A 24,271-nucleotide genomic window follows, 5' to 3' on the forward strand; every position below is an offset into this window, starting at 1 on the left:
CGGCGCGATTTATCAAACATCGCGCCGCATGTTCATCATTTCAGACTGTACACCAGGTTCATTCTCATCGTATTTTTTAAATCGTTTACCAAATCCTGAACAGAGATATAACGCGTATTATTTATGCTCTTCCAGTCAGGCTTGTTAATAAACCAGCTCCCGTCAGGATCCTGGCTGAGAGGGGTATTCACAATCGAACCATCACGGGAACGATGTTTCAACATTGACTTTTCAGTATCGATAGTAAAATCCCCTGTCTCCAGTTTTCTCTCTGTCTCGTTGTCGGATAATCCAATCCTGGTTCTTTTTTTGTCGGGCATTGTCAGGATAAAATCTGACTTAATAAAGTTATATTCCATCGCCGGAATATTCGACGATGAAGATAATGTAATCTCACCCTTGTCCGGCTGGATAACGGCGGTCTTACCCTCTGTTTCTTTTATCCTGATACCAATGCCGTTAGTCAGCTCAGCCAGACCGGTTATCATTTCAAAAGTATTGGCATGTTGATTTCCGACTAAGGCAACCCACTTGCCATGCTCCTTTTCCTGATGGGCATTAATAATACCCTGGGCATAATAATTCATCATGCGGATTCGGCAGTTTGTCGCGGCCCTTACTTTATCAATATAATAGCTGGCGGCAGCGTCAATTGCCTGCACCCTGATACCCTGTTCTTTTGCGGATTCTATTAATTTGAGAAAGTTGTATTTACTTCTGATATCAAAACCTTCATTCAAACATTCAAGGTAATGCTTCAGTCTGGAAGGTATTGTTTTAGTTTTGGGTGAAAAATAAAGATCCAGTTCGTTCTGATGCATGTCTGTCAGCAGATGTTCCATATATAAGGTTTTAATGCCGTGTCGCTTTAAAAATGACATGTTTTTTATAAGAAATTTCTTGCTGGCGAAATCGCCATGAAACTCTCCCAGAATCATGCCATCAGTTTTCTTGTATATTTTTTTAATCCAGGTGTGTGGTGAATCATTTATTGCCAGGTCGGGCATGACTGGCCTTGCTTTTCTCAGGCATAAGTCGGGGAGATGGGTTGTGGCATTTTTTAATAACTTATCCCGGAGAGTGAAAAACCCCTTTTTAACCTGTTCTTCTGAATAATCGGTCTGAGAGTATTCAATACTGAGTCTGTGTTTTTGATGTATTAATCTGCCCATTATTATTCGGTTTTTTTCAGGCACTTCGTAATCAGTCTGGTTAAATTTGTGGCACTCCGGTGGGGCGGTCGATGTGGATGGTTGCGCAATGACGGGGGGCAGTGAAGTCAATCTGGCTGAGGGGCGTATACATTGCGAGTTCTTACTCCGGGCGGAACTCATTAAATGAGTGGGTAAAATTTGTCGCGCGCCAACAGGGCTGCTGCGTGAGGAATGCGCAAGGTGGATGCGGTCGACGGGAACAGGTGCTGTGGGCATGTTTGGGACCGCAGGGCTTGCCCGGCTTATCAGCGGGTTATCGATGCGCAAAGACGGCGGCTGCGTTCGGAAAGAGGCGGGCTGTAACTGCACATTATTCAGACGCATCGGCGCGATAACGGATAACGGTCTCTGAATTGCGGGAATCATGGGTGAGGTGGCGGGTGTGACTGAACGTGAAAGCGCAATACGGTTGTTTTCCATAAAAGAGATCCTTTCTTTTTATCAGGAAGCGCAAACTGAGTTGTCAGATGTCAGAGATGAATTTGCAGTAGCGGCTTTTTCTCTCGACCGGACTGATAATAACAGGCGATCGCATTCTGCCATTGCTCCAGCGGAAAAACTGTGACCTCCCCGCATTCACTCTCACGCAATAGCGACCAGATTTCGACAAATAATTGCTGCCAGGCCTGAGGCGTCAGGGCATCGAGAAAATGCCGTACATGAAACCAGTGTAAAGCAGGCAGAGACGCATTAACCCTTACCGGTTGGCCGGTGAGCACGCCATAGGCGACGAAATGCGCCTCAGCGTGCAACGTTTGCCAGATCAATTGCCCCAGCGCACCGCCGACCGCATCAAACACCAAATCGGCACCCGCTGCCAGCTGGCGGATCGTATCCTGATGATCCTGCTGCACCGCGTGGATGCCCAGCCGTTGTAAGGTCTTAGCATGTTGTGGCGCGCGATAGATGGAGGTGACGCGACGAGCCCCGCGCTGTTGCGCCCATTGCGCCAGCAGCTGCGCACAGGTTGATCCCCCGGCTGTCAGCAAAATATCTTTCCCGGCAGGGGACCAGTGTTGCAACATCAGCAGCGCCGCCAGTGGATTGATATAAGCGCGGGCGGCCAGCGGGCTATCGATATCATCCGGTACCGGCACCGCAAGCGCTGGATCGATATCCACAAAGCGTTGCCAGGTGCCTGGACCACGCAGCGGTAATACCCGTTTACCGAGCAGATGTTGATACGTGGCCGGGGCGGCGATCACCGTACCGACGCCCTCATAACCGGCCACCCTGGGTGGCATTACCCGATGGCGATAGGCACCGGTAACAGGGATGAGATCGGAGGCATTCACCGGCGCGAATTGCATCTGCACACGCAGCAACGTCGCTGCTGGCGGCATAAGGAGATGATTTTCGCAGGCGAGGACTTCAGGGGGATGGCCAAACTGCCGGAAAATTAACGCGACATTCTCAGCGGCAGTCATGGCATCCCTTACTCAGTTTTGGCGTCGAACTCGCACAGATCTTCAATCAGGCAGGAGCCGCAACGGGGTTTACGTGCCACGCAAGTGTAGCGACCGTGCAGGATCAACCAATGGTGGCAATCGACTTTAAATGCCTTCGGCACCACTTTCAGCAGCTTTTCTTCCACTTCTTCAACGTTTTTGCCAGGCGCAAAACGCGTGCGGTTGCTGACGCGGAAAATATGGGTATCGACGGCAATGGTGGGCCAGCCAAAAGCGGTGTTCAGCACCACATTGGCGGTTTTACGCCCGACACCAGGCAATGCTTCCAGCGCGGCACGATCTTCCGGGACTTCACCGCCATGCTGTTCCAGCAGAATACGGCAGGTCTTGATGACGTTTTCCGCCTTGCTGTTAAACAGGCCGATGGTCTTGATGTACTCCTTCACGCCATCCACACCCAGCGCCAGAATGGTGGCGGGGGTGTTGGCCACCGGGTAGAGTTTGGCGGTGGCTTTATTGACGCTAACGTCAGTGGCTTGCGCCGATAACAACACCGCAATTAATAACTCAAACGGTGAAGTGAAGTTCAGCTCGGTAGTGGGATGGGGGTTCTCATCGCGCAGGCGCGTCAGAATTTGTACGCGTTTGTCCTGATTCACACCGCTTTCTCCGCCTGGCCCTGAGGTTCGGCCACCGGTACCGCCGCGCGATTGGCCGCACGCTGCTTCATTTTCTGGTCGATCAGATACTTGGCCGCCAGCAGCATACCAAGGCCGATAAACGCGCCCGGCGGCAGCATCGCCAGCAGCATTGGCGAATCGAAATGCACCACTTCAATGCGCAGCACTTTGGCCCAGGGACCAAGCAATTGATCCGCACCATTAAACAAGGTGCCGCTGCCAATGATTTCGCGAATCGAACCCAGCGTCACCATGGCGCAGGTGGCTCCCATGCCGATGGCAAAGCCATCCAGCGCGGAAAGGGGAATGCTGCTTTTGGATGCAACGGCTTCCGCGCGGCCAACCACGATGCAGTTGGTGACAATCAGCGGGATAAAGATGCCGAGGGATTGGTACAAGCCGTGGGCGTAGGCGTTAATCAGCATCTGCACGCAGCTCACCACGGAGGCGATGATCATCACGTAAATCGGGATACGGATATCGGCAGGCACCCAGCGGCGTGAGGCAGAAATGGCGCTGTTGGTAATGGTCAGCACCAGCGTAGTAGCCAGACCAAGACCGAGGGCGTTGGTGGCGGTAGAGGTCACCGCCAGCAGCGGGCAAAGCCCAAGCAACTGCACCAGCGCGGAGTTATTTTTCCACAGGCCGCCGATCAGTAAGTTTTTCGCTTCACTCATTTGCCTCTCCACAATCGGGCAGCGATGACAGTTTCGCTGGCAGGGTTTCAATCAGTAACGCGGTACGTTTGGTGGCATTGACCACCGCGCGCGGGGTGATGGTGGCACCGGTAAACTGGTCAAATTCCCCACCATCTTTTTTAACCGCAAAATTCTTGTCGTCGGCACCGTGTACTACTTTGCCGTTAAAACTGTTGATCCAGTCCGAAACACGCAGCTCGATTTTATCGCCAAGTCCGGGGGTTTCATGATGCTCAATCACACGGACACCCAACACTTTACCGTGAAAATCAGCGCCGACCAGCATCTCAATGGCTCCAGAATAGCCATCCGGCGCGGTGGTCTCAAGCGCGGCAGCCACTGGTGTGTTGCCTTTACGTGCCAGGTACAGATGATGCGGCTTGCCGTTACCCAGTGCCGGATCGGTGACAACATAACATTCCTGCTGAATATGGTTGTCGTACATATCCGTGGGCACCACCTGATCCAGTAAGTTTTTCTGTTGCAGTGCGGTCTGGTGATCCACCGTCGGCTTGGTGACAAAGTTTACCACCGCAGTGACACCGGTGGTGATCACCGCGAAAATTGCCAGCGTCAGCGCATTTTTACGAATAGTTTCGAACATCGGTTAATCCTTACGATGGCCGTAAACGCGCGGCTGGGTATAGTAATCGATCAACGGCACGCAGATGTTTGCCAGCAGCACCGCAAAAGCGACGCCATCCGGATAACCGCCAAAACTGCGAATCAGCCATACCAGCAAGCCAATCAGCGCACCGTAAATCAGGCGTCCGCGGTTGGTGGTCGACGCGGTTACCGGATCGGTGGCGATAAAAAATGCGCCCAGCATCGTTGCGCCAGAGAACAGATGAATCAGCGGCGAGTTCAGCGACTCCGGGGAAAACAGCCAGCCGAGGGTGGCACAGAAAGCCAGCGACAGCAGAAAACTGACCGGGATATGCCAGCGGATGGCGTTTTTTGCCAGCAGCAACAGGCCACCGAGCAGATAACCCAGATTGACCCACTGCCAGCCTAATCCCGCCAGCACGCCATGATAAATAGGCTGGGCCAGCAGCTGTTCGGCGCTGTGTCCGGCGCGCAGACCGGTTTTAAAGGTGTCGAGCGGCGTGGCCTGGCTGATGCCGTCCGCGCCGAGTTGCAACTGCTGCATGGTTTCACCGGCCAGCGTGTGATGGGTGAAAACCATGCTGAGGGAATCAAGCAGACCCGGTTTGATGGTTTGCAGCGCTTCCGGCGGTAGCCAGCTGGTCATCTGCACCGGGAAGGAGATCAGCAGAACCACATAACCGACCATCGCCGGGTTAAACGGGTTCTGCCCAAGGCCGCCATACAATTGTTTGGCGATCACGATGGCAAATACGGTACCAATCACCACCAGCCACCAGGGGGCCAGCGGCGGCAGGCTGATACCCAGCAGCAGGGCGGTCAGCAACGCCGAGTTATCGGCCAGCGTCGGCACCAACGGGGTTTTGCGCAGACGCAGAATCGCGCCTTCGGTTGCCCATGCGGTGATAATCGCCAGCGCCACCTGAATCAGAAAGCCAACACCAAAAAAGTACCATTGTGCCGCCATGCCTGGCAGCGCCGCCAGCACCACCAAAAGCATGATATTGCCGGTGCTGCGGCGGTTATGGGTATAAGGGGAACTTGCGATACGAAAGGCCATTTAATCCTCAAACGTCGAAGGCTGCTGCTGCGCGAGTTTGCGCGCTTTGGCACGGGCGACCGCCGCGGCAATTGCCGCTTTGCGTGGGTCGGCGGAGTCAGGAGACGCAGCGGCCTCCGTTTCCGGGGAATCAACCGCCATAGCAGTGTCAGCCTGCTGTGCAGCTGCCGCCGCCGCTTTCTTTGCCTTGGCGCGGGCAATGGCGGCTTCTACTGCGGCTTTGCGCGGATCAACCGGTTCTGCGGCAGATTCGTCGGCAGGGGCAACCGCGGGTTGCGCCGCCGCGGCTTTCTTCGCCTTCGCACGGGCAATGGCGGCCTCTACGGCGGCTTTACGGGGATCAACCGGTTCAGCTGGCGTTTCGCTCACTTGATCGGGCTGAGCAGCCGCGGCTTTTTTCGCCTTCGCACGCGCAATCGCGGCTTCCACCGCCGCTTTACGCGGATCGCCTGCCTGACGACTCAGCGCCTGAGTTTCGGCCTGGATTTCCGCCTGACGTGCCAGCGCCTGGGCATGACGCGCTTCGGTTTCTGCTGCGGCCTGCTCCGGGGTGATGGCCTGACGCGCTTTGACTCGCGCCACAGCAGCATCAAGTTCACCCTGATCGCTACGTGCAACACGTTGTTTAGCCTGTTCATGGCGTGCTTCACGCGCCAGTTTTTCCCGTTCCAGGCGCGACTGACGTGCTTCAAAGCGTGCTTTGGCTTCGGCTGTCCGTTTTGCTTCCAGGTCAATGGCGCGCAGTTCGGCCTTCTCCTGGCGATAATATTGCACCAGCGGAATATTGCTCGGGCAGACGTAAGCACAGGCACCGCATTCGATGCAGTCATCAATATGATGCGCGCGTGCTTTGTCATGATCGCCACCCTGGCTATACCAGTACAGCTGCTGGGGCAGCAGTTTTGCCGGGCAGGCATCGGCGCAGGCGCTGCAACGGATACAGGATTGTTCTTCCTGATCGCTGCCCATCTCGTCAGCGGAGGGAGCCAGAATGCAGTTGGTAATTTTCACCACCGGCACATCCAGCGACGGCAGGGTAAAGCCCATCAGTGGGCCGCCCATAATCACCATCTGGCGTGCAGCGGGGGTAAAACCGGTGTGATGCAGCAGGTGGCTGACCGGGGTACCGAGACGTCCCCAGACGTTACGCGGCTGGGCAATGGCTTCACCGGTCACCGTTACCACACGTTCGGTAATCGGTTCACCGTTGATGATGGCGCGTTTCACCGCCCAGGCGGTGCCGACGTTTTGCATCAGCACGCCGATATCGGTGGAACGGCCGCCATGTGGCACTTCCTGCCCGGTAAGAATTTTGGTCAGCTGTTTGGCACCGCCGGACGGATATTTGGTGGGGATCACCCGGAGTTCCATATCGCGTTCACCGCCCAGCGCCTGTTTCAGCGCCGCGATGGCTTCCGGCTTGTTATCTTCCACGCCGATCAGCACCCGTTCAGCCTGTAACAGCCAGGCGAGAATACGACAGCCTTCCAGCACTTCCGCCGCACAATCCTGCATCAGGCGGTCATCGGCGGTGATATAAGGTTCGCACTCGGCAGCGTTAATAATCAGCGTCTTCACGCCGCGCAGGCCGCCACGCAATTTGGTCGCCGTCGGGAAACCCGCACCGCCGAGACCAGCAATCCCGGCATCAAAGATGCGTTTCACCACGTCTTCGCGTGGCAGCGAACGGTAATCAGGTTGTGGGTCGAGCGTGGTCCAGCGATCTTCGCCGTCGGCGGTGAGGAAGATACACAGCTCAGACAGGCCAGACGGATGCGCCGTCATATGCGGCGCAATGGCGTCAATGGTGCCGGAAGTTGGCGCATGGACCGGCAGCATACGCCCGCTGCCAAAGGTCAGCGGCTGGCCGCGCAGCACATGTTCGCCAGGCGTGACACAAATCTCGCCTTCATGGCCGATATGCTGCTTGAGGGGGATGATAAAACGTTCAGGCAGCGGCAACTGACTGAGCGGTGTACCGTTTGACTGTGTCTTCATTTCCGGCGGGTGAATACCGCCCTGAAAATCCCACAGCTTCTCTTTGCGGAACAGGTTGAGCAAATTAAGCATGACTTTCTACCGGGATCACCCGTACAGGAATGGTTTCGAGATCCCACTTCCAGTTGGCCGTGGTGGTGGCAACCGGACGCATCTCAATGCAATCAGTCGGACAAGGGGCAACGCAGAGATCGCAACCGGTGCAGACATCGCTCAGCACGGTATGCATCGCGCGGGTGGCACCGACAATCGCGTCAACCGGGCAAGCCTGGATGCATTTGGTGCAGCCGATACAGTTGGCTTCATCAATCCAGGCAACGGTACGCACCGGGGCCAGTACCTCTTCACCACCGTCCAGCGGTTGTGGCTCGACGTTAAGCAGCGCAGCCAGTTTTAGCATGGTCTGCTCGCCACCGGGCGCGCATTTGTTAATCGCTTCACCGTTGTTACCGACGGCATCCGCATACGGGCGGCACCCCGGGTAGCCGCACTGACCACACTGGCTTTGCGGCAGAATGGCATCAATCTGTTCAACAATCGGGTCTTCTTCGACCTCGAAACGGCGCGCGGCGTAACCGAGCAGGGCACCAAATACCAGGCTCAGCGCACTTAATACGGCAATAGCTATCCAAATCGCGGTCATCAGAATTTCACCAGACCGCTAAAGCCCATAAACGCCAGCGCCATCAGGCCAGCGGTAATCAGGGCGATAGAGTTACCTTTAAACGGGGTCGGCACGTTCGCCAGCACCAGGCGTTCACGGATACCGGCAAACAGCACCATCACCAGCGAGAAGCCCAGCGAGGCGCTAAAGCCATACAGCGCGGCTTGCAAAAAGGTATGGTTCAGGTTGACGCTCAGCAATGGCACGCCCAGCACCGCACAGTTGGTGGTGATCAGCGGCAGAAAGATGCCAAGCAGACGATACAGGGACGGGCTGGTTTTACGCACTACCATTTCGGTGAACTGCACGACCACCGCGATCACCAGGATATAGGCCATGGTCCGCAGATAAACCAGATCGAGCGGGACGAGGATCAGATGGTTCACCAGCCAGGCGCAAATGGACGCCAGCGTAATAACGAAGGTGGTGGCAAGTCCCATGCCGATGGCCGTTTCCAGTTTTTTTGACACACCCATGAACGGGCAAAGTCCAAGGAACTTTACCAATACGAAGTTGTTCACCAGCACGGTGCCAATAAAGAGCAGTAAATAATCGGTCATGACGAAACCTGGGAAGCCGAAAGGCGTCTATTATCCGGAATTGAGAGCTGTATCTCAACCCAGGCTGCGTTTACAGCGGGGTTGAGAGCACTCAGAATTAAATTCCTGACGAATCTTGCGCCATTACGGTTGGATAAACGTCTGTTTCACGCGTTTAGAACGCTTGAAATAGGGAACAAATACCGCCGCTGCCAGCAGCGACAGCAGTAATGTCTGGATTGCTTTACTATCGGATACCGGCGTGAAAGCGAACGTTTTTAATGCCAGCAACACCGTCATCAGCAGCCAGAGAATGTAATGACGTGGCAGACGCTGCGAACGTTTACAGAAAATCCAGCAAACCCAAATGCTGTAGGCCCACACCAGCCCGGCTGTCAGCAGTGAAACCGACCATTGCGTCAGCAGGGTGCCGCCGTGCGAAAATAATGTGGTGCGCAGTTCAGGGTTAAATAACGGGCTGAGATACATCGCTACCACCAGTGCGCTGGTGAGCATGGTCATAATCAGCCACGCCAGTGGAAATAATAACCAGCCAGCAATACGTGGTGGATTCACCTGTTCAGTCATCGAAAAAGTCCAGTTACCAGGATTAAGAGGGCTGTAAAGCGTATCATGTCCAAACGGGGCACGCCCGACCTGGACAAGGCAATAGTATCGGGAAGCAGGAAGTTGATGCGTATTAAACCACGTAGCGCCAGACAGATTTAGGCACGCGACCCAAATCAAACAGACGGCCACCGGAAGCCAGCTCAGCGCGACGGTGATCGGCGGCGCGATACATATTGATGATTTCGTTATCATCAGTCAGTGAATAGTTAAGATGGTCGTAGAGTTTTTCCAGACTCTCAAGATTATTCACTTTACGGAATTTCAGCAGGTAATCGAGCGCAGTCATGATTGCCATTTAAAAAATAAAGAACAGGGAAGCGCCAAGTATAGGGAGCACGCGGCGAGAGTCCATACGCCAGTCATAAAAAAATGCAAAAATCAGACAAAGCAAGCCAATCCGCGCACCAAAAGACACTTTTTTACGTTTTAAGCATGTCATTGCTCCTCGTTATGGTGCAATTAACGCGTCTCTGTGCCCGTTATTCGGGGTATAGGATAAAACCCTTTGCTTCCCGACGGAAAATAGCCAGCGTTATTTTTTACGCTTTATAACGCTATTTCTTTTCAGTCGCTCAACTGAAATTGCTGCTTATTATCGACTGGTCGATAAATTGATGAACACGGATTGAAACCGTACATCACGATCTGTGCGGGCAGTCACAAAACCATCAATTCTTTTCGCCCAGGCACCGTAACCATTATTTACGCGGTGTCTGTAATCGTTTCCAGCATAATGCTTCATAAGCGATTCTCTTTATTACATTTATTTAACGGCCCTGGCGAAAAACGCCAGGCGTTTTGTCCATAACCCTGACCCGGCTTTTACCTGTTATCTCCTCGTAACCCCTTTAATTCACTCTGTTTTGTGAAGCAGGTCGCTCTTAGCGACGCACATTTACGCCAAGCTTAAACCGCGTTTGTACCCCCTACAGCACACTCCCTTCAGAGGAATGAAATTATGTGGAAACGTTTACTCTTGTCTGCCATGGTGAGCGCCGCAATCAGCGCGCCGGTTTTGGCTGCTGATATGACCGTCGGATTCTCACAGGTTGGCTCGGAATCCGGCTGGCGTTCAGCGGAGACTAACGTGGCAAAAAGTGAAGCGCAAAAGCGTGGTATCACGCTGAAAATCGCGGATGGCCAGCAGAAACAGGAGAACCAGATCAAAGCGGTGCGTTCGTTCATCGCGCAGGGTGTGGATGCCATCTTTATCGCGCCGGTGGTGCAAACTGGCTGGGAACCCGTCCTTGAAGAAGCCAAAGATGCCAAAATTCCGGTATTCCTGCTTGACCGCGCCATCGTGGTGAATGACAAGTCACTGTATGAGGCAGTGGTGACGGCGGATAACGTGCTGGAAGGTAAATTGATTGGTGACTGGCTGGTGAAAACCATCGGCAGCAAACAATGTAACGTCGTGGAATTGCAGGGTACGGTCGGTGCCAGCGTGGCGATTGACCGTAAAAAAGGCTTTGCTGAAGCCATCGCCGGACACCCTAACATCAAGATCATTCGTTCTCAGTCCGGTGACTTTACCCGCAGTAAAGGTAAAGAGGTGATGGAGAGCTTTATCAAGGCGGAGAACAACGGCAAAAACATCTGCATGGTGTTCGCGCATAACGACGATATGGCGATTGGCGCGATTCAGGCCATCAAAGAAGCGGGCCTGAAACCGGGCAAAGATATCCTGACCGGCTCAATTGACGGCGTGCCGGATATCTACAAAGCGATGCTGGCAGGTGAAGCCAACGCCAACGTTGAGCTGACGCCGAACATGGCAGGCCCGGCCTTTGATGCGCTGGAAAAACTGAAAAAAGACGGCACCCAGCCGCCAAAAATCATTCGCACCGAGTCAAAACTCTTCCTGCCTGCTGATGCTCAGGCGCAACTCGATAAGAAAAAAGGCATGGGTTACTGATCCCCGCACCGCCCTTCGGGGCGGTTTTCATGACGTAAGGCGAGGCAGATCCGTATGAGTACATCACAACAAGAAGCACTGCTGACCATCAGCGGCGTCAGCAAAGGTTTTCCGGGCGTTAAGGCACTGGATAACGTCTCTTTCAGCATCCGCAAAGGCGAAATTATGGCGCTGCTGGGGGAGAACGGTGCCGGCAAATCGACGCTGATCAAAGTGCTGACCGGTGTATACACCCGCGATGCCGGGGTGATTACCCTCAACGGCCAGACCATAGCGCCGCATAATACCGGCGATGCGCAGGCCATGGGGATTGGCACCGTTTACCAGGAAGTGAACCTGCTGCCGAATATGTCGGTGGCGGATAATCTCTATATCGGTCGTGAACCACGTCGCTTTGGCATGATCGATCGCAAACGTATGGTACGCGACGCCGATGCGCTGATGCGTAAATACGGTTTTGCGCTGGATGTGACACGGCAGCTGGGCCATTACTCGGTGGCGATGCAGCAGATTATCGCTATTTGCCGGGCGGTGGATCTGTCGGCGCAGGTGTTGATCCTTGATGAACCGACCGCCAGCCTCGATGCCAGCGAAGTTGAAATGTTATTTACCCTGATGGCGCAGTTAAAAGCCAAAGGGATGAGCCTGATTTTTGTCACCCATTTTCTTGATCAGGTCTATCGCATCACCGACCGTATCACAGTGCTGCGCAATGGGCAGTTTATCGCCACTCGCGATACCGCGACGCTGCCGCGCATTGAGTTGATCAAACTGATGCTGGGACGTGAGCTGCTGGAAACCGCGTTGCAGCGTCAGGGCAGCACCTTACGCAGCAATCAGCCGGTGGTGGCGTTTGAAGATTACGGTAAGAAGGGCACCATCGAGCCGTTCAGTTTGCAGGTACGGCCAGGCGAAGTGGTCGGGCTGGCCGGGCTGTTGGGTTCGGGGCGTACCGAAACCGCCGAAGTGTTGTTTGGTATCCGACGAGCCGATCGCGGCACTGCCACCATCAAAGGCAAAGTGCAGCAGATTCGCACCCCGGCGAAAGCCTCGAAACTGGGTATGGGGTTCTGCCCGGAGGACCGCAAAACCGACGGCATTATTGGTAAGGCCTCGGTGCGAGAAAATATTATCCTCGCGTTGCAGGCGCAGCGCGGCTGGCTGCGTCCGATTAAAAAGCGTGAACAACAGGCGATAGCCGAACGCTTTATTAAAAGCCTGGGGATACGTACACCGAATGCCGATCAACCGGTTGAGTTATTGTCCGGCGGTAATCAGCAGAAAGTGTTGCTCTCACGCTGGCTGGTGACTAAACCGCAGTTTCTCATCCTCGACGAGCCGACGCGCGGCATCGATGTTGGTGCCCATGCTGAGATTATTCGTCTGATTGAATCCCTGTGCGCCGATGGACTGGCGCTGCTGGTTATCTCCTCTGAACTCGAAGAACTGGTGGGCTACGCCGATCGCGTGCTGATTATGCGTGATTTGAAGCAGGTGGCGGAGATCCCCCTTGAGCAGCTGTCGGTGGCGTCGATTGTTAACGCCATCGCCCACGGAGGAGCACAACATGCTTGAATCCGATATGACGTCTGAAAAAACCAATCGTCGCAAACCGAAACTGCCACCGGGTATGCCGCAGATCGCCGCCCTGATCCTGGTGTTGCTGGTGGATAGCCTGGTCGCCAACAACTTTTTTGCCGTGCATGTGCAGGATGGTCGCCTGTTTGGCAGCCCGATCGATATTCTCAACCGCGCGGCGCCGGTGGCATTGCTGGCGGTGGGGATGACGCTGGTGATTGCCACCGGCGGTATTGATTTGTCAGTAGGCGCGGTGATGGCCATCGCCGGGGCCACGGCGGCCACCCTGACGGTGGCGGGACACAGCTTGTCGTTTGTCATTCTCGCGACGCTCGGCACCGGCCTGGCATGCGGTTTGTGGAACGGTGTGCTGGTGGCGTTGTTACGCATCCAGCCATTCGTCGCCACGCTGATTTTGATGGTGGCCGGGCGCGGTGTGGCGCAGCTGATCACCCAGGGGCAAATCGTCACCTTCGATAATGACAACCTCGCGTGGTTCGGCAGCGGTTCGTTATGGCTTTTTCCGGTGCCGGTGTGGATTACGCTGGTGGTGGCGCTGGCCGTGTGGCTGCTGACGCGCAAAACCGCGCTGGGGTTGTTTATCGAAGCGGTGGGGATCAACCTGCGCGCGGCGCGTAATGCCGGGGTTACTGGCTGGCTGGTGGTGATGTCCACTTACGTTATCAGCGGTGTCTGTGCGGCGGTGGCGGGTTTGATTGTTGCTGCGGATATCCGTGGCGCGGATGCCAACAACGCCGGATTATGGCTTGAGCTGGATGCGATTCTGGCGGTGGTGATTGGCGGCGCATCGCTGATGGGCGGACGTTTTAATCTGGTGCTGTCGCTGATTGGCGCGCTGATTATTCAGTCGATGAATACCGGGATATTGTTGTCAGGATTCCCGCCGGAACTGAACCAGGTGGTGAAAGCGATCGTGGTGATGTGCGTGTTGCTGATTCAGTCACCGCGCTTTATCGCCATGCTGAAACGGAGACGTCCATCATGATTAAACGCCATCTTCCTCTGATGATTACCCTGCTGGTGTTTGTCGCCGGGTATCTGTTCTGCCTGAGCCAGTTTCCCGGTTTCGCCTCAACACGGGTGATTTGTAATATCCTGACCGATAACGCCTTTCTCGGCATCATCGCTGTGGGAATGACCTTCGTCATTCTGTCTGGCGGCATTGATTTGTCGGTGGGGGCGGTGATCGCCTTTAGTGGCGTGTTTCTCGCCCGCCTGATCGGAGATTATCACGTTGATCCGTTGCTGGCGTTTGCGCTGATTCTGGCGCTGGGGGCGGCATTTGGTGCCATGATGGGCTGGCTGATCGATGCACTGAAAATCCCGGCGTTTATCATCACGCTGGCCGGGATGTTTTTCCTGCGTGGTTGCAGCTATCTGGTGTCGGAAAACTCCATTCCCATCGACCATCCGCTGTATACCACGCTGTCGAGCCTGGCATGGAAAATTCCCGGCGGCGGGCGTCTGAGCCTGCTGGCGGTGATTATGCTGGTGGTGGTGATTGGCGGCATTCTGCTGGCGCACCGCACGCGTTTTGGCAATCAGGTGTATGCCATCGGCGGCAACCTGACTTCAGCCCAGTTGATGGGCATCTCAACCCGTGCCACCACCATCAAGATCTATATGTTATCGACCACGCTGGCGACGCTGGCGGGCATTGTGTTTTCCATCTATACCTCGGCGGGTTATGCGCTGGCCGGACTGGGGGTGGAACTTGATGCGATAGCCTCCGTAGTGATCGGCGGTACGCTGCTTTCCGGCGGTGTCGGCACCGTACTTGGTACGCTGTTTGGTGTGCTGATTCAGGGGTTGATTCAGACCTGGATTAACTTCGACGGCACCCTGAGTTCGTGGTGGACCAAAATCGCCATCGGTATTTTGTTGTTTGCCTTTATCGCGCTGCAACGCCTGCTGACAGTAATGTGGGATCGCCAGCAGAACGCGCCGGTTAAACGGTTATCATCCTCGTAGCATTGCACCACCATTAGGGAAGTTTGTGACGATGTTTCTGGAATACCGTTGACAGTACGGTCTTTGTGAAACACCGTTGAGGAGGCCCGGGAGGGCCTCCTGTTTTTTATCACGTATATCTATGTCATGAAGGTACAAGAGTCTGTGCTGTCGTGCCGCTACGAATTAATGCAAACCTTTATTCGATGGTGTGCGATTTCTCCATTAATTCTGCCAGTTTGGGGCGCACCGGATGGCTATCTTCCCAGCGGCAGTCGTCGATGTCTTCAAAGGTACAAAACCTCAGTTTATTGATTTCCTCAATGCCCAGCGTGTCCCTGACCAGCCGCAACCAATCCATTACGATTCTTTTGTCATTGTCGTCTTTTAACGCCAGCAACCAGATATTGATGCGTTCAAAAGCAGACTCGTTATTGAGATTGGCATACATATCGCGTTGATTAACGCCATCTCCAATCACCACCACCTGAATGGCACTGAGCAGATTGGTGGTTTCCTTCGCTGCCTCACGAGCAAAACTCTCGGCATCATGGAAATTGCTATGCAGATTACTCAGTGTTGTTGCTCGCACTGCCACACTTAGCAGCCAGGACAATTCCGGGTTGGCCTTGTCGGTATATTCATGCTGTTGTCCCAGACGCAGCAGCTGCTCCATACCTGGCACCAGTTGCAGGCCGCAATTAATAATGGCATGGGTCACCACATCCAGATTGGTGCCGTGGGCGACGTTGTTCTTATCTGGATCAAACGCAGCAGGGCGGAAATTGATATCGCCAGGCTGCGGTGCCGGAAGGCTGGCACGATACTCGCCGATCGTTTTGCAGGGGAAATTGCCATCAGCATAGGTTGCTTTTAAGTCTTGACGTATTTTATCCAGTTCATATCGGGCGGTAATATCCCAGATGCGGAACAGCATGGCTTGGTCTTCGAAATTAATGTTCTCAAAAGAAATTGGCGTGTCCTTATCAATCAGGTAGTTTTCCAGTAAGCCTGTCGGGTTATTTTCAATATGGGTGAGATTTAAGGAAGGGTGGGATAATGAATCTATCGTATCACTGCTGGCCAGGATATAACGCAGGTCGGGTCTGCCATTAATGTCTCTTTTATAGAGTGTCTCGTCGAGGATGTCGAAAGTACAGACATACAGTGTTTTTATCTTTTCATTTCGGGTGGTGTCGTATATTTCCCTGAAAGATTCCAGTATAATATTTTTCTCCTGCGTATTCCTGGCCGCTACACCGCGAATATTGACCATTTTACGAGTTTCCTGATTATCTGCGTCTTGCAGTAGATCTCCCCGGTCATAGCCATCGCCAAATATGACGACCTGCATTGAACCGAAAGAACCATCGCCATTTTTCGCCGCGGCCATCGCCATTTGCTTCTCGTCGCTAAAATCAGCTGAACTATAATACAGCCCGGTGACACGCACACCACTGCAAAGCTGATAATAATTGCCCTCGCTCTGGTCTTTAATATATTGATGCTCCATGCCCAGCAACTTAAGCTGCTTGATGACCGGGACGATTTGCAGGTTGCAGTTGATTACCGAATATAGCAACACCGCCGCATTGGTGCCATGCGCCACCATATTATTACCATTGAGATCAAACTCCGCTGGGCGGTAATCACAACCTTTGGCAGAAGGATAATGCTTTGCCAGCAGATAATCTCCCACACGGGCAAAGCGATAGTCTTTACCCTCATACTTCTCTTTTATTACCTGTTGCATGGTGGCGAGTTTCTCTCGCCATGCTCCCGACCACATATTTTGGTAGGAGCGATCGTTAAAATCAATATTGACGAATGAAATGGGGGTGTTTGGTGAAATATAAAATGAAGATAAATCAAAAGTGGGTTTATTTACGACATGGCTAACATTTAAAGCCGATTGCGCTGTGGCGGGTGTCGGTTCATCCGCGACCTGACTGACTGAGGCTGAAGTATTTCGGGTTACATCCATGATTTCTTCTCTCCTGAATGGGGATTCCATTAAGCATTATTTTGGCTGAGAGAGATGGGAATTTTTTCTGAAAAAAAAGGCCGCGATAAATCGCGACCTGAGAGGATATGAAAAAACACTTAACGCATCAGACGATAATAGGCCTCATTCCAGCGCAGTGCGTCCTTAAATGCCGGTAAACGCGTCTCTTCATCAATCACCAGCACCTCAATACCGTTCAGCTCGCCGTAAAGATAGAGGTCATCGAGATCCAGCGCCTGGCTGAACACCGTATGGTGTGCACCACCGGCCAGAATCCAGGCTTCTGATGCCGTTGCCAGTGACGGTTGTGCACGCCACAAGGCACGCGCCACCGGCAGCTTCGGTAACGGCTTCGGTTGTTCGATCGCGTCCACCACATTCACCAGCAGACGGAAGCGGTCACCGAGATCGATCACGCTGGCATTCACCGCGCGTCCGGCCGGGGTAGAGAAAATCAGGCGCGCCGGATCGGCTTTGCCACCAATACCAAGGAACTGCACATCAATCAGCGGTTTCTCTTCTTTGGCGATGGATGGGCACACTTCCAGCATATGGGAACCCAGCACCAGATCGTTGCCGGGGGAGAAGTGGTAAGTGTAATCCTCCATAAATGAGGTGCCGCCAGCGCGATTACCGGCCTGTACTTTGAGAATGTGCAGCAGCGCGGCGGTTTTCCAGTCACCTTCACCGGCAAAACCGTAACCCTGGCCCATCAGACGTTGCACCGCCAGACCCGGCAGCTGCGTCATGCCGTGTAATGTCTGGAAGTTGGTGGTAAAGGCTTTGCAGCCTTCCGCATCGAGGAAGCGCTTCAGTCCCAGTTCAATACGTGCGGCATCCAGCACATTCTGGCGTTTCTCACCATTCACAGCCGCCACGTCGGTAAAGCGGTAGTGGCTTTCGTATTCATCAATCAGGGCATTGACGTCACCATCGCTGACGCTGTTCACCACCTCGACTAAATCACCGACGCCCCAGCCGTTTACCGCATAGCCAAACTGAATTTGCGCCGCCACCTTATCGCCTTCGGTGACAGCCACTTCGCGCATGTTGTCACCGAAACGGGCAACTTTCAGCTGCTGGCTGGCCTGACGCGCCTGGGCGGCACGGATCCAGCGACCGATCCGCAGCTGGCTCTCTTTATCCTGCCAGTGGCCGGTCACGACGCTGTGTTGCAGGCCCATACGCGCACCGATAAAGCCGAACTCGCGGCCACCGTGGGCGGTCTGGTTCAGGTTCATAAAGTCCATATCCATGCTGTCCCACGGGATCTCGGCATTGAACTGGGTATGGAATTGCAGCAGTGGCTTATTCAGGATACTCAGCCCGCCGATCCACATTTTGGCGGGCGAGAAGGTGTGCAGCCAGGTGATAATGCCGACGCATTCATTGGCGTGATTTGCCTCGCGGCACAGTGCCAGCGCCTCATCCGGCGATTTCACCAGCGGTTTGAGCACCAGTTGCAACGGCAGACTACCCGCCTGATTCAGGCCATCCATCACCTGGCGCGCATGCTGTTCCACCTGGCGTAACGTTTCCGCCCCGTAGAGGTGTTGCGTACCAATAACAAACCACACCTGTTGTGTGTTGTGCTGTTCCATAAAACCACTCCTTTACTTAGCGGAAACGGTGCGTGCGGCATACTGCGGTTCAGCGGCCCGGCACCAATGTTGATAGCGTTGATAAAGCTGTTGATAGCGCGCCACGCGCTGACTATCCGGTTGTAAGGTCACGTCGATTGGGCTGGCCATCACCTGTTGTGCCGCCGGGACATCGGCGTAAACCTGAGCGGCGACTGCGGCAAAAATGGCTGCACCGAGTGCGCAACATTCGTCAGAAGCGACGATATCCAGTGGCCGGTTCATCACGTCGCAGCAGGCCTGCATAATGGCCGGGGATTTGCGCGCAATGCCGCCGAGGGTCAGCACGCTTTCCACCGGGATCTGCTGTTGCTCGAAGCACTCCATAATGGCGCGTGCACCAAAGGCGGTGGCCGCGATCAGGCCGCCAAATAGCGCCGGGGCATCGGTACCGAGATTGAGGTCGGTAATCACCCCTTTCAGGCGCTGATTCGCATCGGGGGTGCGACGACCGTTGAACCAGTCCAGCACCACCGGCAGATGATCGAGCTGTGGATCGGCGGCCCAGGCGTCAGTCAGCTGACGGATCAGATCTTTTTGCAGCTGCTCCAGCTGAGGTTGCAGCTCAGGATGTTGCTGTGCCGCCTGTTGCAGCGGCCAGCCGAGCAGGCGGCTGAACCAGGCGTAAATGTCGCCGAAGGCGGATTGCCCGGCTTCGCAGCCGATGGCACCCGGCATGACGCTGCCATCCACCTGGCCGCAAATACCTTTGATGGCGCGTTCGCCCACTTTTTCGCTGTCGGCAATCAGGATGTCGCAGGTTGAGGTGCCAATCACTTTCACCAGCGTATAGGGTTGTGCTCCGGCACCGACGGCACCCATATGGCAGTCAAACGCACCGCCAGACAGCACCACCTGTTGTGACAGGCCGAGACGCTGCGCCCACTCGGCGCTCAGGGTGCCAACCGGCACATCCGCAGTCCAGGTGTCGCTGAACAGCGGAGAGTCGAGTTGTTCGGTCAGCAGCGGGTCGAGCGCGTTAAGGAATTCGGCGGGAGGCAAGCCTTGCCAGTCCGGGTGCCAGAGGGACTTATGCCCGGCGGCACAGCGGCCACGGCGCAGCTGCTGTGGCGCAGTGGTGCCACTCAGCAGGGCGGGAACCCAGTCGCACAGTTCTACCCAGGAGACAGCGGCGTCACGCACGGCGGCATCGGCACGGGAAACGTGCAGGATTTTCGCCCAGAACCATTCCGACGAATAAATGCCGCCAATATAGCGGGTGTAATCGGCGAAGCGGCCGCTGTGGCACAGCTGATTGATCTCCTCCGCTTCTTCTATGGCGGTGTGATCTTTCCACAACACAAACATCGCATTGGGGTTGTCGGCGAACTCAGGGCGCAACGCCAGCACGTTGCCATCGCGGTCGATGGGTGCCGGTGTTGAGCCAGTGCTATCAACACCAATCCCCACCACGGCGGTACGTTGCTCCGGGCTGAGTTTTTGTACTACCGTCACCAGCGCCTGTTCCAGCGCATCGATATAGTCCTGCGGATGATGACGAAAGCGGTTGGCATGCGCATCGCAAAACAACCCTTTAGCCCAGCGCGGATAGTTGACCACGGCTTTTTCCAGTTCTTCGCCATTGTGGCAGTCCACGGCCAGGGCCCGGACGGAATCGCTGCCAAAATCCAGCCCGATGGTAATAGCGCCAGCGCCCATTGAAATTCTCCTGTGTCAGTTATCTGCGCTTATCCTGGAATGGGTGGGCTGGAGCGGTTAGTCATCCCCGGCTGAGAATATGCACTTTTCTGCCATCAACAGGCATTTCGTGATCCACTGCAAAAGTTAATGACCGGTTAATTTTGCTGAATATATGGAGAATTTTGTCGTCGTTCCGGGATGTGATACCGCTCTACATTTTTCTCACCTTTTCCCGCTACAACTAGCCCAGCGTTTGCACAGCCTTTGTACAAACCTTGTTCTAACGCGCTGATTTTTCGCTGTACCCGTAAGAGAGAACAGTGTGGTAGCGCTTACACCGATTCGTTTAAAGCTCGCTAAAAACATCATTGTGCCGGAGAGCATCATGCATAAATTCACTAAAACGCTGGCGGCAATTGGTCTCGCCGCGCTTATGTCACATTCCGCTATCGCCGAGACCATGAAGCTCGGTTTTCTCGTCAAACAACCGGAGGAACCCTGGTTCCAGACTGAGTGGCGCTTTGCCGATAAAGCGGGCAAAGATCTCGGCTTTGAAGTGATCAAAATCGCTGTACCCGACGGCGAAAAAACCCTGAACGCCATCGACAGCCTGGCGGCCAGCGGTGCGAAGGGTTTTGTAATCTGTACCCCGGACCCGAAACTGGGATCGGCGATTATGGCGAAAGCCCGCAGTTATGACCTGAAAGTGATTGCCGTCGATGATCAGTTCGTCAACGCCAAAGGCAAACCCATGGACACCGTGCCACTGGTGATGATGGCGGCGACCAAAATCGGCGAGCGTCAGGGCCAGGAACTGTATAAAGAAATGCAGAAACGCGGCTGGGATGTGAAAGAAACCGGCGTGATGGCGATTACCGCCAACGAACTGGATACCGCGCGTCGTCGCACCACCGGCTCGATGGATGCGCTGAAAGCGGCCGGTTTCCCGGCGGCGCAGATCTATCAGGTTCCCACCAAATCCAATGATATCCCTGGCGCGTTTGACGCCGGTAACTCACTGCTGGTGCAGCATCCGAAGGTGAAACACTGGTTGATCCTCGGCATGAATGACAACACCGTGCTGGGAGGCGTGCGCGCGACTGAAGGCCAGGGCTTTAAAGCACCGGATGTGATCGGCATCGGTATTAACGGTGTGGATGCAGTCAGCGAGCTTTCCAAAGGGGAACCGACCGGTTTCTACGGCTCACTGCTGCCCAGCCCTGACGTACACGGCTATAAAAGCAGCCAGATGCTGTATGAGTGGGTAACCAAAGGACAGGAACCCGCGAAGTTTACTGAAGTCACCGACGTGGTGCTGATCACCCGCGATAACTTCAAAACCGAACTGGCGAAAAAAGGGCTGATGTAATCCCGTTGCGTGCGCTCTGTGCCTCGCGGGGACAGAGCGCCTTATTCACCACGATATGGAGTTCCCATGAACACTGATTCTGACTTTCTGTCGTTTCATGGTATCAGCAAGACGTTCCCCGGTGTGAAAGCGCTTCAGGATATTTCCTTCAGTTGTCGTGCTGGTGAAGTGCACGCGCTGATGGGGGAAAACGGCGCAGGCAAATCTACGTTGCTGAAAATTCTCAGCGGCAGCTATCAGCCCACTGCGGGCGAGATCCACATTAAAGGCCAGCCGGTACGTTTTAATCACACCACCGAGGCGCTGGATGCCGGTGTGGCGATCATTTACCAGGAACTGCATCTGGTGCCGGAAATGAGCGTGGCGGAGAACATCTACCTCGGCCAGATCCCGCATCGTCATGGTCTGGTCAACCGTAAGTTGCTGCGCTACGAGGCGGGTCTCCAGCTGAAAAATCTGGGGATGGATATCGACCCGGATATGCCGCTGAAATATCTGTCGCTCGGCCAGTGGCAGATGGTGGAAATTGCCAAAGCGCTGGCGCGTAACGCCCGCATTATCGCGTTTGATGAACCAACCAGCTCGCTGTCGGCGCGTGAAATCGAACACCTGTTCCGTGTGATCCGTCAGCTGCGCGAGCAGGGTCGGGTCGTGCTGTATGTTTCACATCGCATGGAAGAAATTTTTGCGCTGAGCGATGCCATCACCGTATTTAAAGATGGCCGCTACGTGCGCACCTTCACGGATATGAAAAACACCCACCATGAAGACCTGGTACAGGCGATGGTGGGACGCAATCTGGGGGATATCTATGGTTACGCGCCGCGTGATTTGGGCCCCGTGCGTTTGCAGCTGGACCAGGTGGAGGCGAAGGGTGTGCGTATGCCCATTTCGCTAGAAGTACGGGCTGGCGAAATTGTCGGGCTATTCGGCCTTGTCGGGGCCGGTCGCAGTGAATTGATGAAGGGGCTATTCGGTGCCACCCGCCTGCGCGGCGGCAGTGTGTCGCTGGATGGTAAAAAACTCAATATTCGCCAGCCGCTCGATGCGATCCGCGCGGGCATTATGTTGTGTCCGGAAGATCGTAAGTCGGAGGGCATCATTCCGGTGCATTCGGTCCGCGACAACATCAACATCAGCGCGCGTCGGCACAATCTCACGGCCGGTTGCCTGATTAAGCCCGGCTGGGAGGCGAAAAATGCCGACAGCCATATTCGTTCGCTCAACATTAAAACCCCGCATGCTCAGCAGCTGATCATGAACCTGTCTGGCGGTAACCAGCAGAAAGCGATTCTTGGCCGCTGGTTGTCGGAGGAGATGAACGTGATTCTGCTGGATGAGCCTACCCGCGGCATTGATGTCGGCGCGAAACACGAGATTTATAACCTGATTTATCAACTGGCAAACAAAGGTATTGCCGTGTTGTTTGCCTCCAGCGATCTGCCCGAAGTGATGGGCCTGGCCGACCGCATCGTGGTGATGCGTGAAGGCGAAATTGCCGGTGAACTGCCACACGACCGTGCCACGGAGCAGCTGACGCTGGGCCTGGCGATGCCGAAAACGACTCAAGCGGCCGCCGTGGCCTGATGTAAAGGAGAGCAATTATGGCTTCATCTACCACTTCTAATACGCCACCGGCGCAGCGCAGCGGCCTGCAACTGGGACGTATCTGGGATAACTTCGGCATGCTGGTGGTGTTCGCACTGCTGTTTATTGCCTGTACCATTTTTGTCCCCAACTTTGGTTCCTTTATCAATATGAAAGGGCTGGGGTTGGCGATGTCGATGTCGGGCATGGTGGCGTGTGGCATGCTGTTCTGTCTCGCCTCCGGGGATTTTGACCTGTCGGTTGCCTCAGTGATCGCCTGTGCGGGCGTGGTCACTGCCGTGGTGATCAACATGACTGAAAGCCTGTGGATCGGGGTGGCGGCGGGGTTACTGCTGGGTATGGCCACCGGGTTTGTTAACGGATTCGTGATTGCCCGGCTGAAGATCAATGCCCTGATCACCACGCTGGCAACGATGCAGATTGTGCGTGGTCTGGCGTATATCTTCTCCGACGGTAAAGCGGTGGGTATCGAAGATGAACGTTTCTTCGCTCTCGGCTATGCCAACTGGTTCGGCTTACCGGCCCCGATCTGGCTGACTATCGCCACCATGATCGTGTTTGGTTTTTTGTTGAATAAAACCACCTTTGGCCGTAACACGCTGGCGATTGGGGGCAACGAGGAAGCGGCGCGTCTGGCCGGTGTACCGGTGGTGCGTACCCGTATCATCATTTTTATCCTTTCCGGGTTAGTCTCGGCGGCGGCGGGCATCATTCTGGCGTCGCGTATGACCAGCGGCCAGCCGATGACCTCGCTGGGCTACGAGCTGATTGTGATTTCTGCCTGTGTGCTGGGCGGGGTATCACTGAAGGGCGGTATCGGCAAAATATCGTATGTGGTGGCCGGGGTATTAATCCTGGGAACGGTTGAGAATGCGATGAATCTCCTGAATATATCGCCTTTCTCACAGTATGTGGTGCGCGGTTTGATACTGTTAGCGGCGGTGATTTTTGACCGTTACAAACAGAAAAATAAAGCCGCCTGAATCGGTGACAACAACGGAACGGCGACAGCCGTTCCGTTTCGGTTATCAATCACGCGAAAAGTG

At 54.7% G+C, this 24,271-nt stretch carries 21 protein-coding genes; 7 read left to right on the forward strand and 14 right to left on the reverse strand.

Annotation, left to right across the window (positions count from 1 at the left end; translation table 11 throughout):
* Positions 1-35: 35 nt before the first annotated feature.
* The 11 genes from CUN67_RS08550 to ydgT all read right to left on the reverse strand — a co-directional run bounded on the left by CUN67_RS08550 (position 36) and on the right by ydgT (position 9,784).
* Complete coding sequence (locus CUN67_RS08550) at positions 36-1,634, reverse strand: membrane-targeted effector domain-containing toxin (RefSeq protein ID WP_208714855.1); 1,599 nt, start codon at positions 1,632-1,634, stop codon at positions 36-38.
* 50 nt (positions 1,635-1,684) lie between these two features.
* Positions 1,685-2,641: a zinc-dependent alcohol dehydrogenase family protein gene (locus CUN67_RS08555; RefSeq protein ID WP_208714857.1), complete on the reverse strand. Its 957-nt coding sequence runs from the start codon at positions 2,639-2,641 to the stop codon at positions 1,685-1,687.
* 8 nt (positions 2,642-2,649) lie between these two features.
* On the reverse strand, positions 2,650-3,282 hold the full coding sequence (gene nth, locus CUN67_RS08560; RefSeq protein ID WP_208714859.1) for an endonuclease III: 633 nt from the start codon (positions 3,280-3,282) through the stop codon (positions 2,650-2,652).
* The gene (locus tag CUN67_RS08565; RefSeq protein WP_208714861.1) at positions 3,279-3,980 is read right to left on the reverse strand and encodes an electron transport complex subunit E; all 702 of its coding nucleotides are present in this window, start codon (positions 3,978-3,980) and stop codon (positions 3,279-3,281) included. Before CUN67_RS08565 ends, nth begins: the two co-directional genes overlap by 4 nt.
* Positions 3,973-4,605 (reverse strand): electron transport complex subunit RsxG, encoded by a 633-nt coding sequence (gene rsxG, locus CUN67_RS08570; RefSeq protein WP_208714863.1) that lies wholly within the window; start codon positions 4,603-4,605, stop codon positions 3,973-3,975. Before rsxG ends, CUN67_RS08565 begins: the two co-directional genes overlap by 8 nt.
* Positions 4,606-4,608: 3 nt before the next feature.
* Positions 4,609-5,667 carry an electron transport complex subunit RsxD gene (gene rsxD / locus CUN67_RS08575; protein WP_208714864.1) on the reverse strand — a complete coding sequence of 353 codons (1,059 nt, stop codon included), beginning with the start codon at positions 5,665-5,667 and terminating at the stop codon, positions 4,609-4,611.
* Complete coding sequence (gene rsxC, locus CUN67_RS08580; RefSeq protein WP_208714866.1) at positions 5,668-7,737, reverse strand: electron transport complex subunit RsxC; 2,070 nt, start codon at positions 7,735-7,737, stop codon at positions 5,668-5,670.
* A complete protein-coding gene (gene rsxB / locus CUN67_RS08585) occupies positions 7,730-8,308 on the reverse strand; it encodes an electron transport complex subunit RsxB (RefSeq protein WP_208714868.1) in 579 nt (192 codons plus the stop codon). Before rsxB ends, rsxC begins: the two co-directional genes overlap by 8 nt.
* Positions 8,308-8,889, reverse strand: coding sequence for an electron transport complex subunit RsxA (gene rsxA, locus CUN67_RS08590; protein WP_021185190.1), 582 nt, complete (start codon positions 8,887-8,889; stop codon positions 8,308-8,310). The genes rsxB and rsxA overlap by 1 nt, the downstream gene beginning before the upstream one ends.
* A gap of 123 nt (positions 8,890-9,012) precedes the next feature.
* The gene (locus CUN67_RS08595) at positions 9,013-9,456 is read right to left on the reverse strand and encodes a DUF2569 domain-containing protein (RefSeq protein WP_208714870.1); all 444 of its coding nucleotides are present in this window, start codon (positions 9,454-9,456) and stop codon (positions 9,013-9,015) included.
* A 112-nt stretch (positions 9,457-9,568) separates the two neighbouring features.
* Entirely contained in the window at positions 9,569-9,784 is a 216-nt protein-coding gene (gene ydgT, locus CUN67_RS08600; protein WP_041525780.1) for a transcription modulator YdgT, read from the reverse strand.
* Positions 9,785-10,456: 672 nt separating this feature from the next.
* Between ydgT and ytfQ the strand changes: the two genes are divergently transcribed.
* The 4 genes from ytfQ to yjfF are packed head-to-tail and all read left to right on the forward strand — an operon-like array spanning position 10,457 to position 14,983.
* Positions 10,457-11,413, forward strand: coding sequence for a galactofuranose ABC transporter, galactofuranose-binding protein YtfQ (ytfQ, locus tag CUN67_RS08605; protein ID WP_208714872.1), 957 nt, complete (start codon positions 10,457-10,459; stop codon positions 11,411-11,413).
* Positions 11,414-11,467: 54 nt separating this feature from the next.
* A complete protein-coding gene (locus CUN67_RS08610; protein ID WP_208714873.1) occupies positions 11,468-12,988 on the forward strand; it encodes a sugar ABC transporter ATP-binding protein in 1,521 nt (506 codons plus the stop codon).
* Entirely contained in the window at positions 12,981-13,997 is a 1,017-nt protein-coding gene (ytfT, locus tag CUN67_RS08615) for a galactofuranose ABC transporter, ATP-binding protein YtfT (protein ID WP_208714875.1), read from the forward strand. The genes CUN67_RS08610 and ytfT overlap by 8 nt, the downstream gene beginning before the upstream one ends.
* Positions 13,994-14,983 carry a galactofuranose ABC transporter, permease protein YjfF gene (gene yjfF, locus CUN67_RS08620; protein ID WP_208714877.1) on the forward strand — a complete coding sequence of 330 codons (990 nt, stop codon included), beginning with the start codon at positions 13,994-13,996 and terminating at the stop codon, positions 14,981-14,983. The genes ytfT and yjfF overlap by 4 nt, the downstream gene beginning before the upstream one ends.
* 178 nt (positions 14,984-15,161) lie before the next feature.
* On the opposite strand, the gene CUN67_RS08625 is transcribed toward yjfF, so the two are convergent.
* The 3 genes from CUN67_RS08625 to CUN67_RS08635 form a co-directional block, all read right to left on the reverse strand.
* Positions 15,162-16,946, reverse strand: a complete 1,785-nt coding sequence (locus CUN67_RS08625; protein ID WP_208714879.1) for a hypothetical protein — start codon at positions 16,944-16,946, stop codon at positions 15,162-15,164.
* A gap of 119 nt (positions 16,947-17,065) precedes the next feature.
* Positions 17,066-18,568, reverse strand: a complete 1,503-nt coding sequence (gene araA / locus CUN67_RS08630) for an L-arabinose isomerase (protein ID WP_208714881.1) — start codon at positions 18,566-18,568, stop codon at positions 17,066-17,068.
* 12 nt (positions 18,569-18,580) lie between these two features.
* Positions 18,581-20,266 (reverse strand): ribulokinase, encoded by a 1,686-nt coding sequence (locus CUN67_RS08635; RefSeq protein WP_208714883.1) that lies wholly within the window; start codon positions 20,264-20,266, stop codon positions 18,581-18,583.
* Between the two features lie 367 nt (positions 20,267-20,633).
* Here CUN67_RS08635 and CUN67_RS08640 point away from each other — a divergent pair, with 367 nt between their 5' ends.
* From CUN67_RS08640 to araH, 3 genes are all read left to right on the forward strand, one after another.
* Positions 20,634-21,617, forward strand: a complete 984-nt coding sequence (locus tag CUN67_RS08640; RefSeq protein ID WP_208714885.1) for an arabinose ABC transporter substrate-binding protein — start codon at positions 20,634-20,636, stop codon at positions 21,615-21,617.
* Between the two features lie 66 nt (positions 21,618-21,683).
* Positions 21,684-23,204, forward strand: a complete 1,521-nt coding sequence (araG, locus tag CUN67_RS08645) for an L-arabinose ABC transporter ATP-binding protein AraG (protein ID WP_208714886.1) — start codon at positions 21,684-21,686, stop codon at positions 23,202-23,204.
* A gap of 17 nt (positions 23,205-23,221) precedes the next feature.
* Positions 23,222-24,208 (forward strand): L-arabinose ABC transporter permease AraH, encoded by a 987-nt coding sequence (gene araH / locus CUN67_RS08650; RefSeq protein WP_084874432.1) that lies wholly within the window; start codon positions 23,222-23,224, stop codon positions 24,206-24,208.
* Positions 24,209-24,271: the final 63 nt, after the last annotated feature.

It is taken from the genome of Pantoea cypripedii (assembly GCF_011395035.1).
Classification (GTDB): domain Bacteria; phylum Pseudomonadota; class Gammaproteobacteria; order Enterobacterales; family Enterobacteriaceae; genus Pantoea; species Pantoea cypripedii_A.

Bases quoted from the DNA above. Each gene is read 5' to 3' on its own strand.
- CUN67_RS08550 (WP_208714855.1), bottom strand. From the start codon at position 1,634: ATGGAAAACAACCGTATTGCGCTTTCACGTTCAGTCACACCCGCCACC.
- CUN67_RS08555 (WP_208714857.1), bottom strand. From the start codon at position 2,641: ATGACTGCCGCTGAGAATGTCGCGTTAATTTTCCGGCAGTTTGGCCAT.
- CUN67_RS08565 (WP_208714861.1), bottom strand. From the start codon at position 3,980: ATGAGTGAAGCGAAAAACTTACTGATCGGCGGCCTGTGGAAAAATAAC.
- rsxG (WP_208714863.1), bottom strand. From the start codon at position 4,605: ATGTTCGAAACTATTCGTAAAAATGCGCTGACGCTGGCAATTTTCGCG.
- rsxD (WP_208714864.1), bottom strand. From the start codon at position 5,667: ATGGCCTTTCGTATCGCAAGTTCCCCTTATACCCATAACCGCCGCAGC.
- rsxC (WP_208714866.1), bottom strand. From the start codon at position 7,737: ATGCTTAATTTGCTCAACCTGTTCCGCAAAGAGAAGCTGTGGGATTTT.
- rsxB (WP_208714868.1), bottom strand. From the start codon at position 8,308: ATGACCGCGATTTGGATAGCTATTGCCGTATTAAGTGCGCTGAGCCTG.
- rsxA (WP_021185190.1), bottom strand. From the start codon at position 8,889: ATGACCGATTATTTACTGCTCTTTATTGGCACCGTGCTGGTGAACAAC.
- CUN67_RS08595 (WP_208714870.1), bottom strand. From the start codon at position 9,456: ATGACTGAACAGGTGAATCCACCACGTATTGCTGGCTGGTTATTATTT.
- ydgT (WP_041525780.1), bottom strand. From the start codon at position 9,784: ATGACTGCGCTCGATTACCTGCTGAAATTCCGTAAAGTGAATAATCTT.
- ytfQ (WP_208714872.1), top strand. From the start codon at position 10,457: ATGTGGAAACGTTTACTCTTGTCTGCCATGGTGAGCGCCGCAATCAGC.
- CUN67_RS08610 (WP_208714873.1), top strand. From the start codon at position 11,468: ATGAGTACATCACAACAAGAAGCACTGCTGACCATCAGCGGCGTCAGC.
- ytfT (WP_208714875.1), top strand. From the start codon at position 12,981: ATGCTTGAATCCGATATGACGTCTGAAAAAACCAATCGTCGCAAACCG.
- yjfF (WP_208714877.1), top strand. From the start codon at position 13,994: ATGATTAAACGCCATCTTCCTCTGATGATTACCCTGCTGGTGTTTGTC.
- CUN67_RS08625 (WP_208714879.1), bottom strand. From the start codon at position 16,946: ATGGATGTAACCCGAAATACTTCAGCCTCAGTCAGTCAGGTCGCGGAT.
- araA (WP_208714881.1), bottom strand. From the start codon at position 18,568: ATGGAACAGCACAACACACAACAGGTGTGGTTTGTTATTGGTACGCAA.
- CUN67_RS08635 (WP_208714883.1), bottom strand. From the start codon at position 20,266: ATGGGCGCTGGCGCTATTACCATCGGGCTGGATTTTGGCAGCGATTCC.
- CUN67_RS08640 (WP_208714885.1), top strand. From the start codon at position 20,634: ATGCATAAATTCACTAAAACGCTGGCGGCAATTGGTCTCGCCGCGCTT.
- araG (WP_208714886.1), top strand. From the start codon at position 21,684: ATGAACACTGATTCTGACTTTCTGTCGTTTCATGGTATCAGCAAGACG.
- araH (WP_084874432.1), top strand. From the start codon at position 23,222: ATGGCTTCATCTACCACTTCTAATACGCCACCGGCGCAGCGCAGCGGC.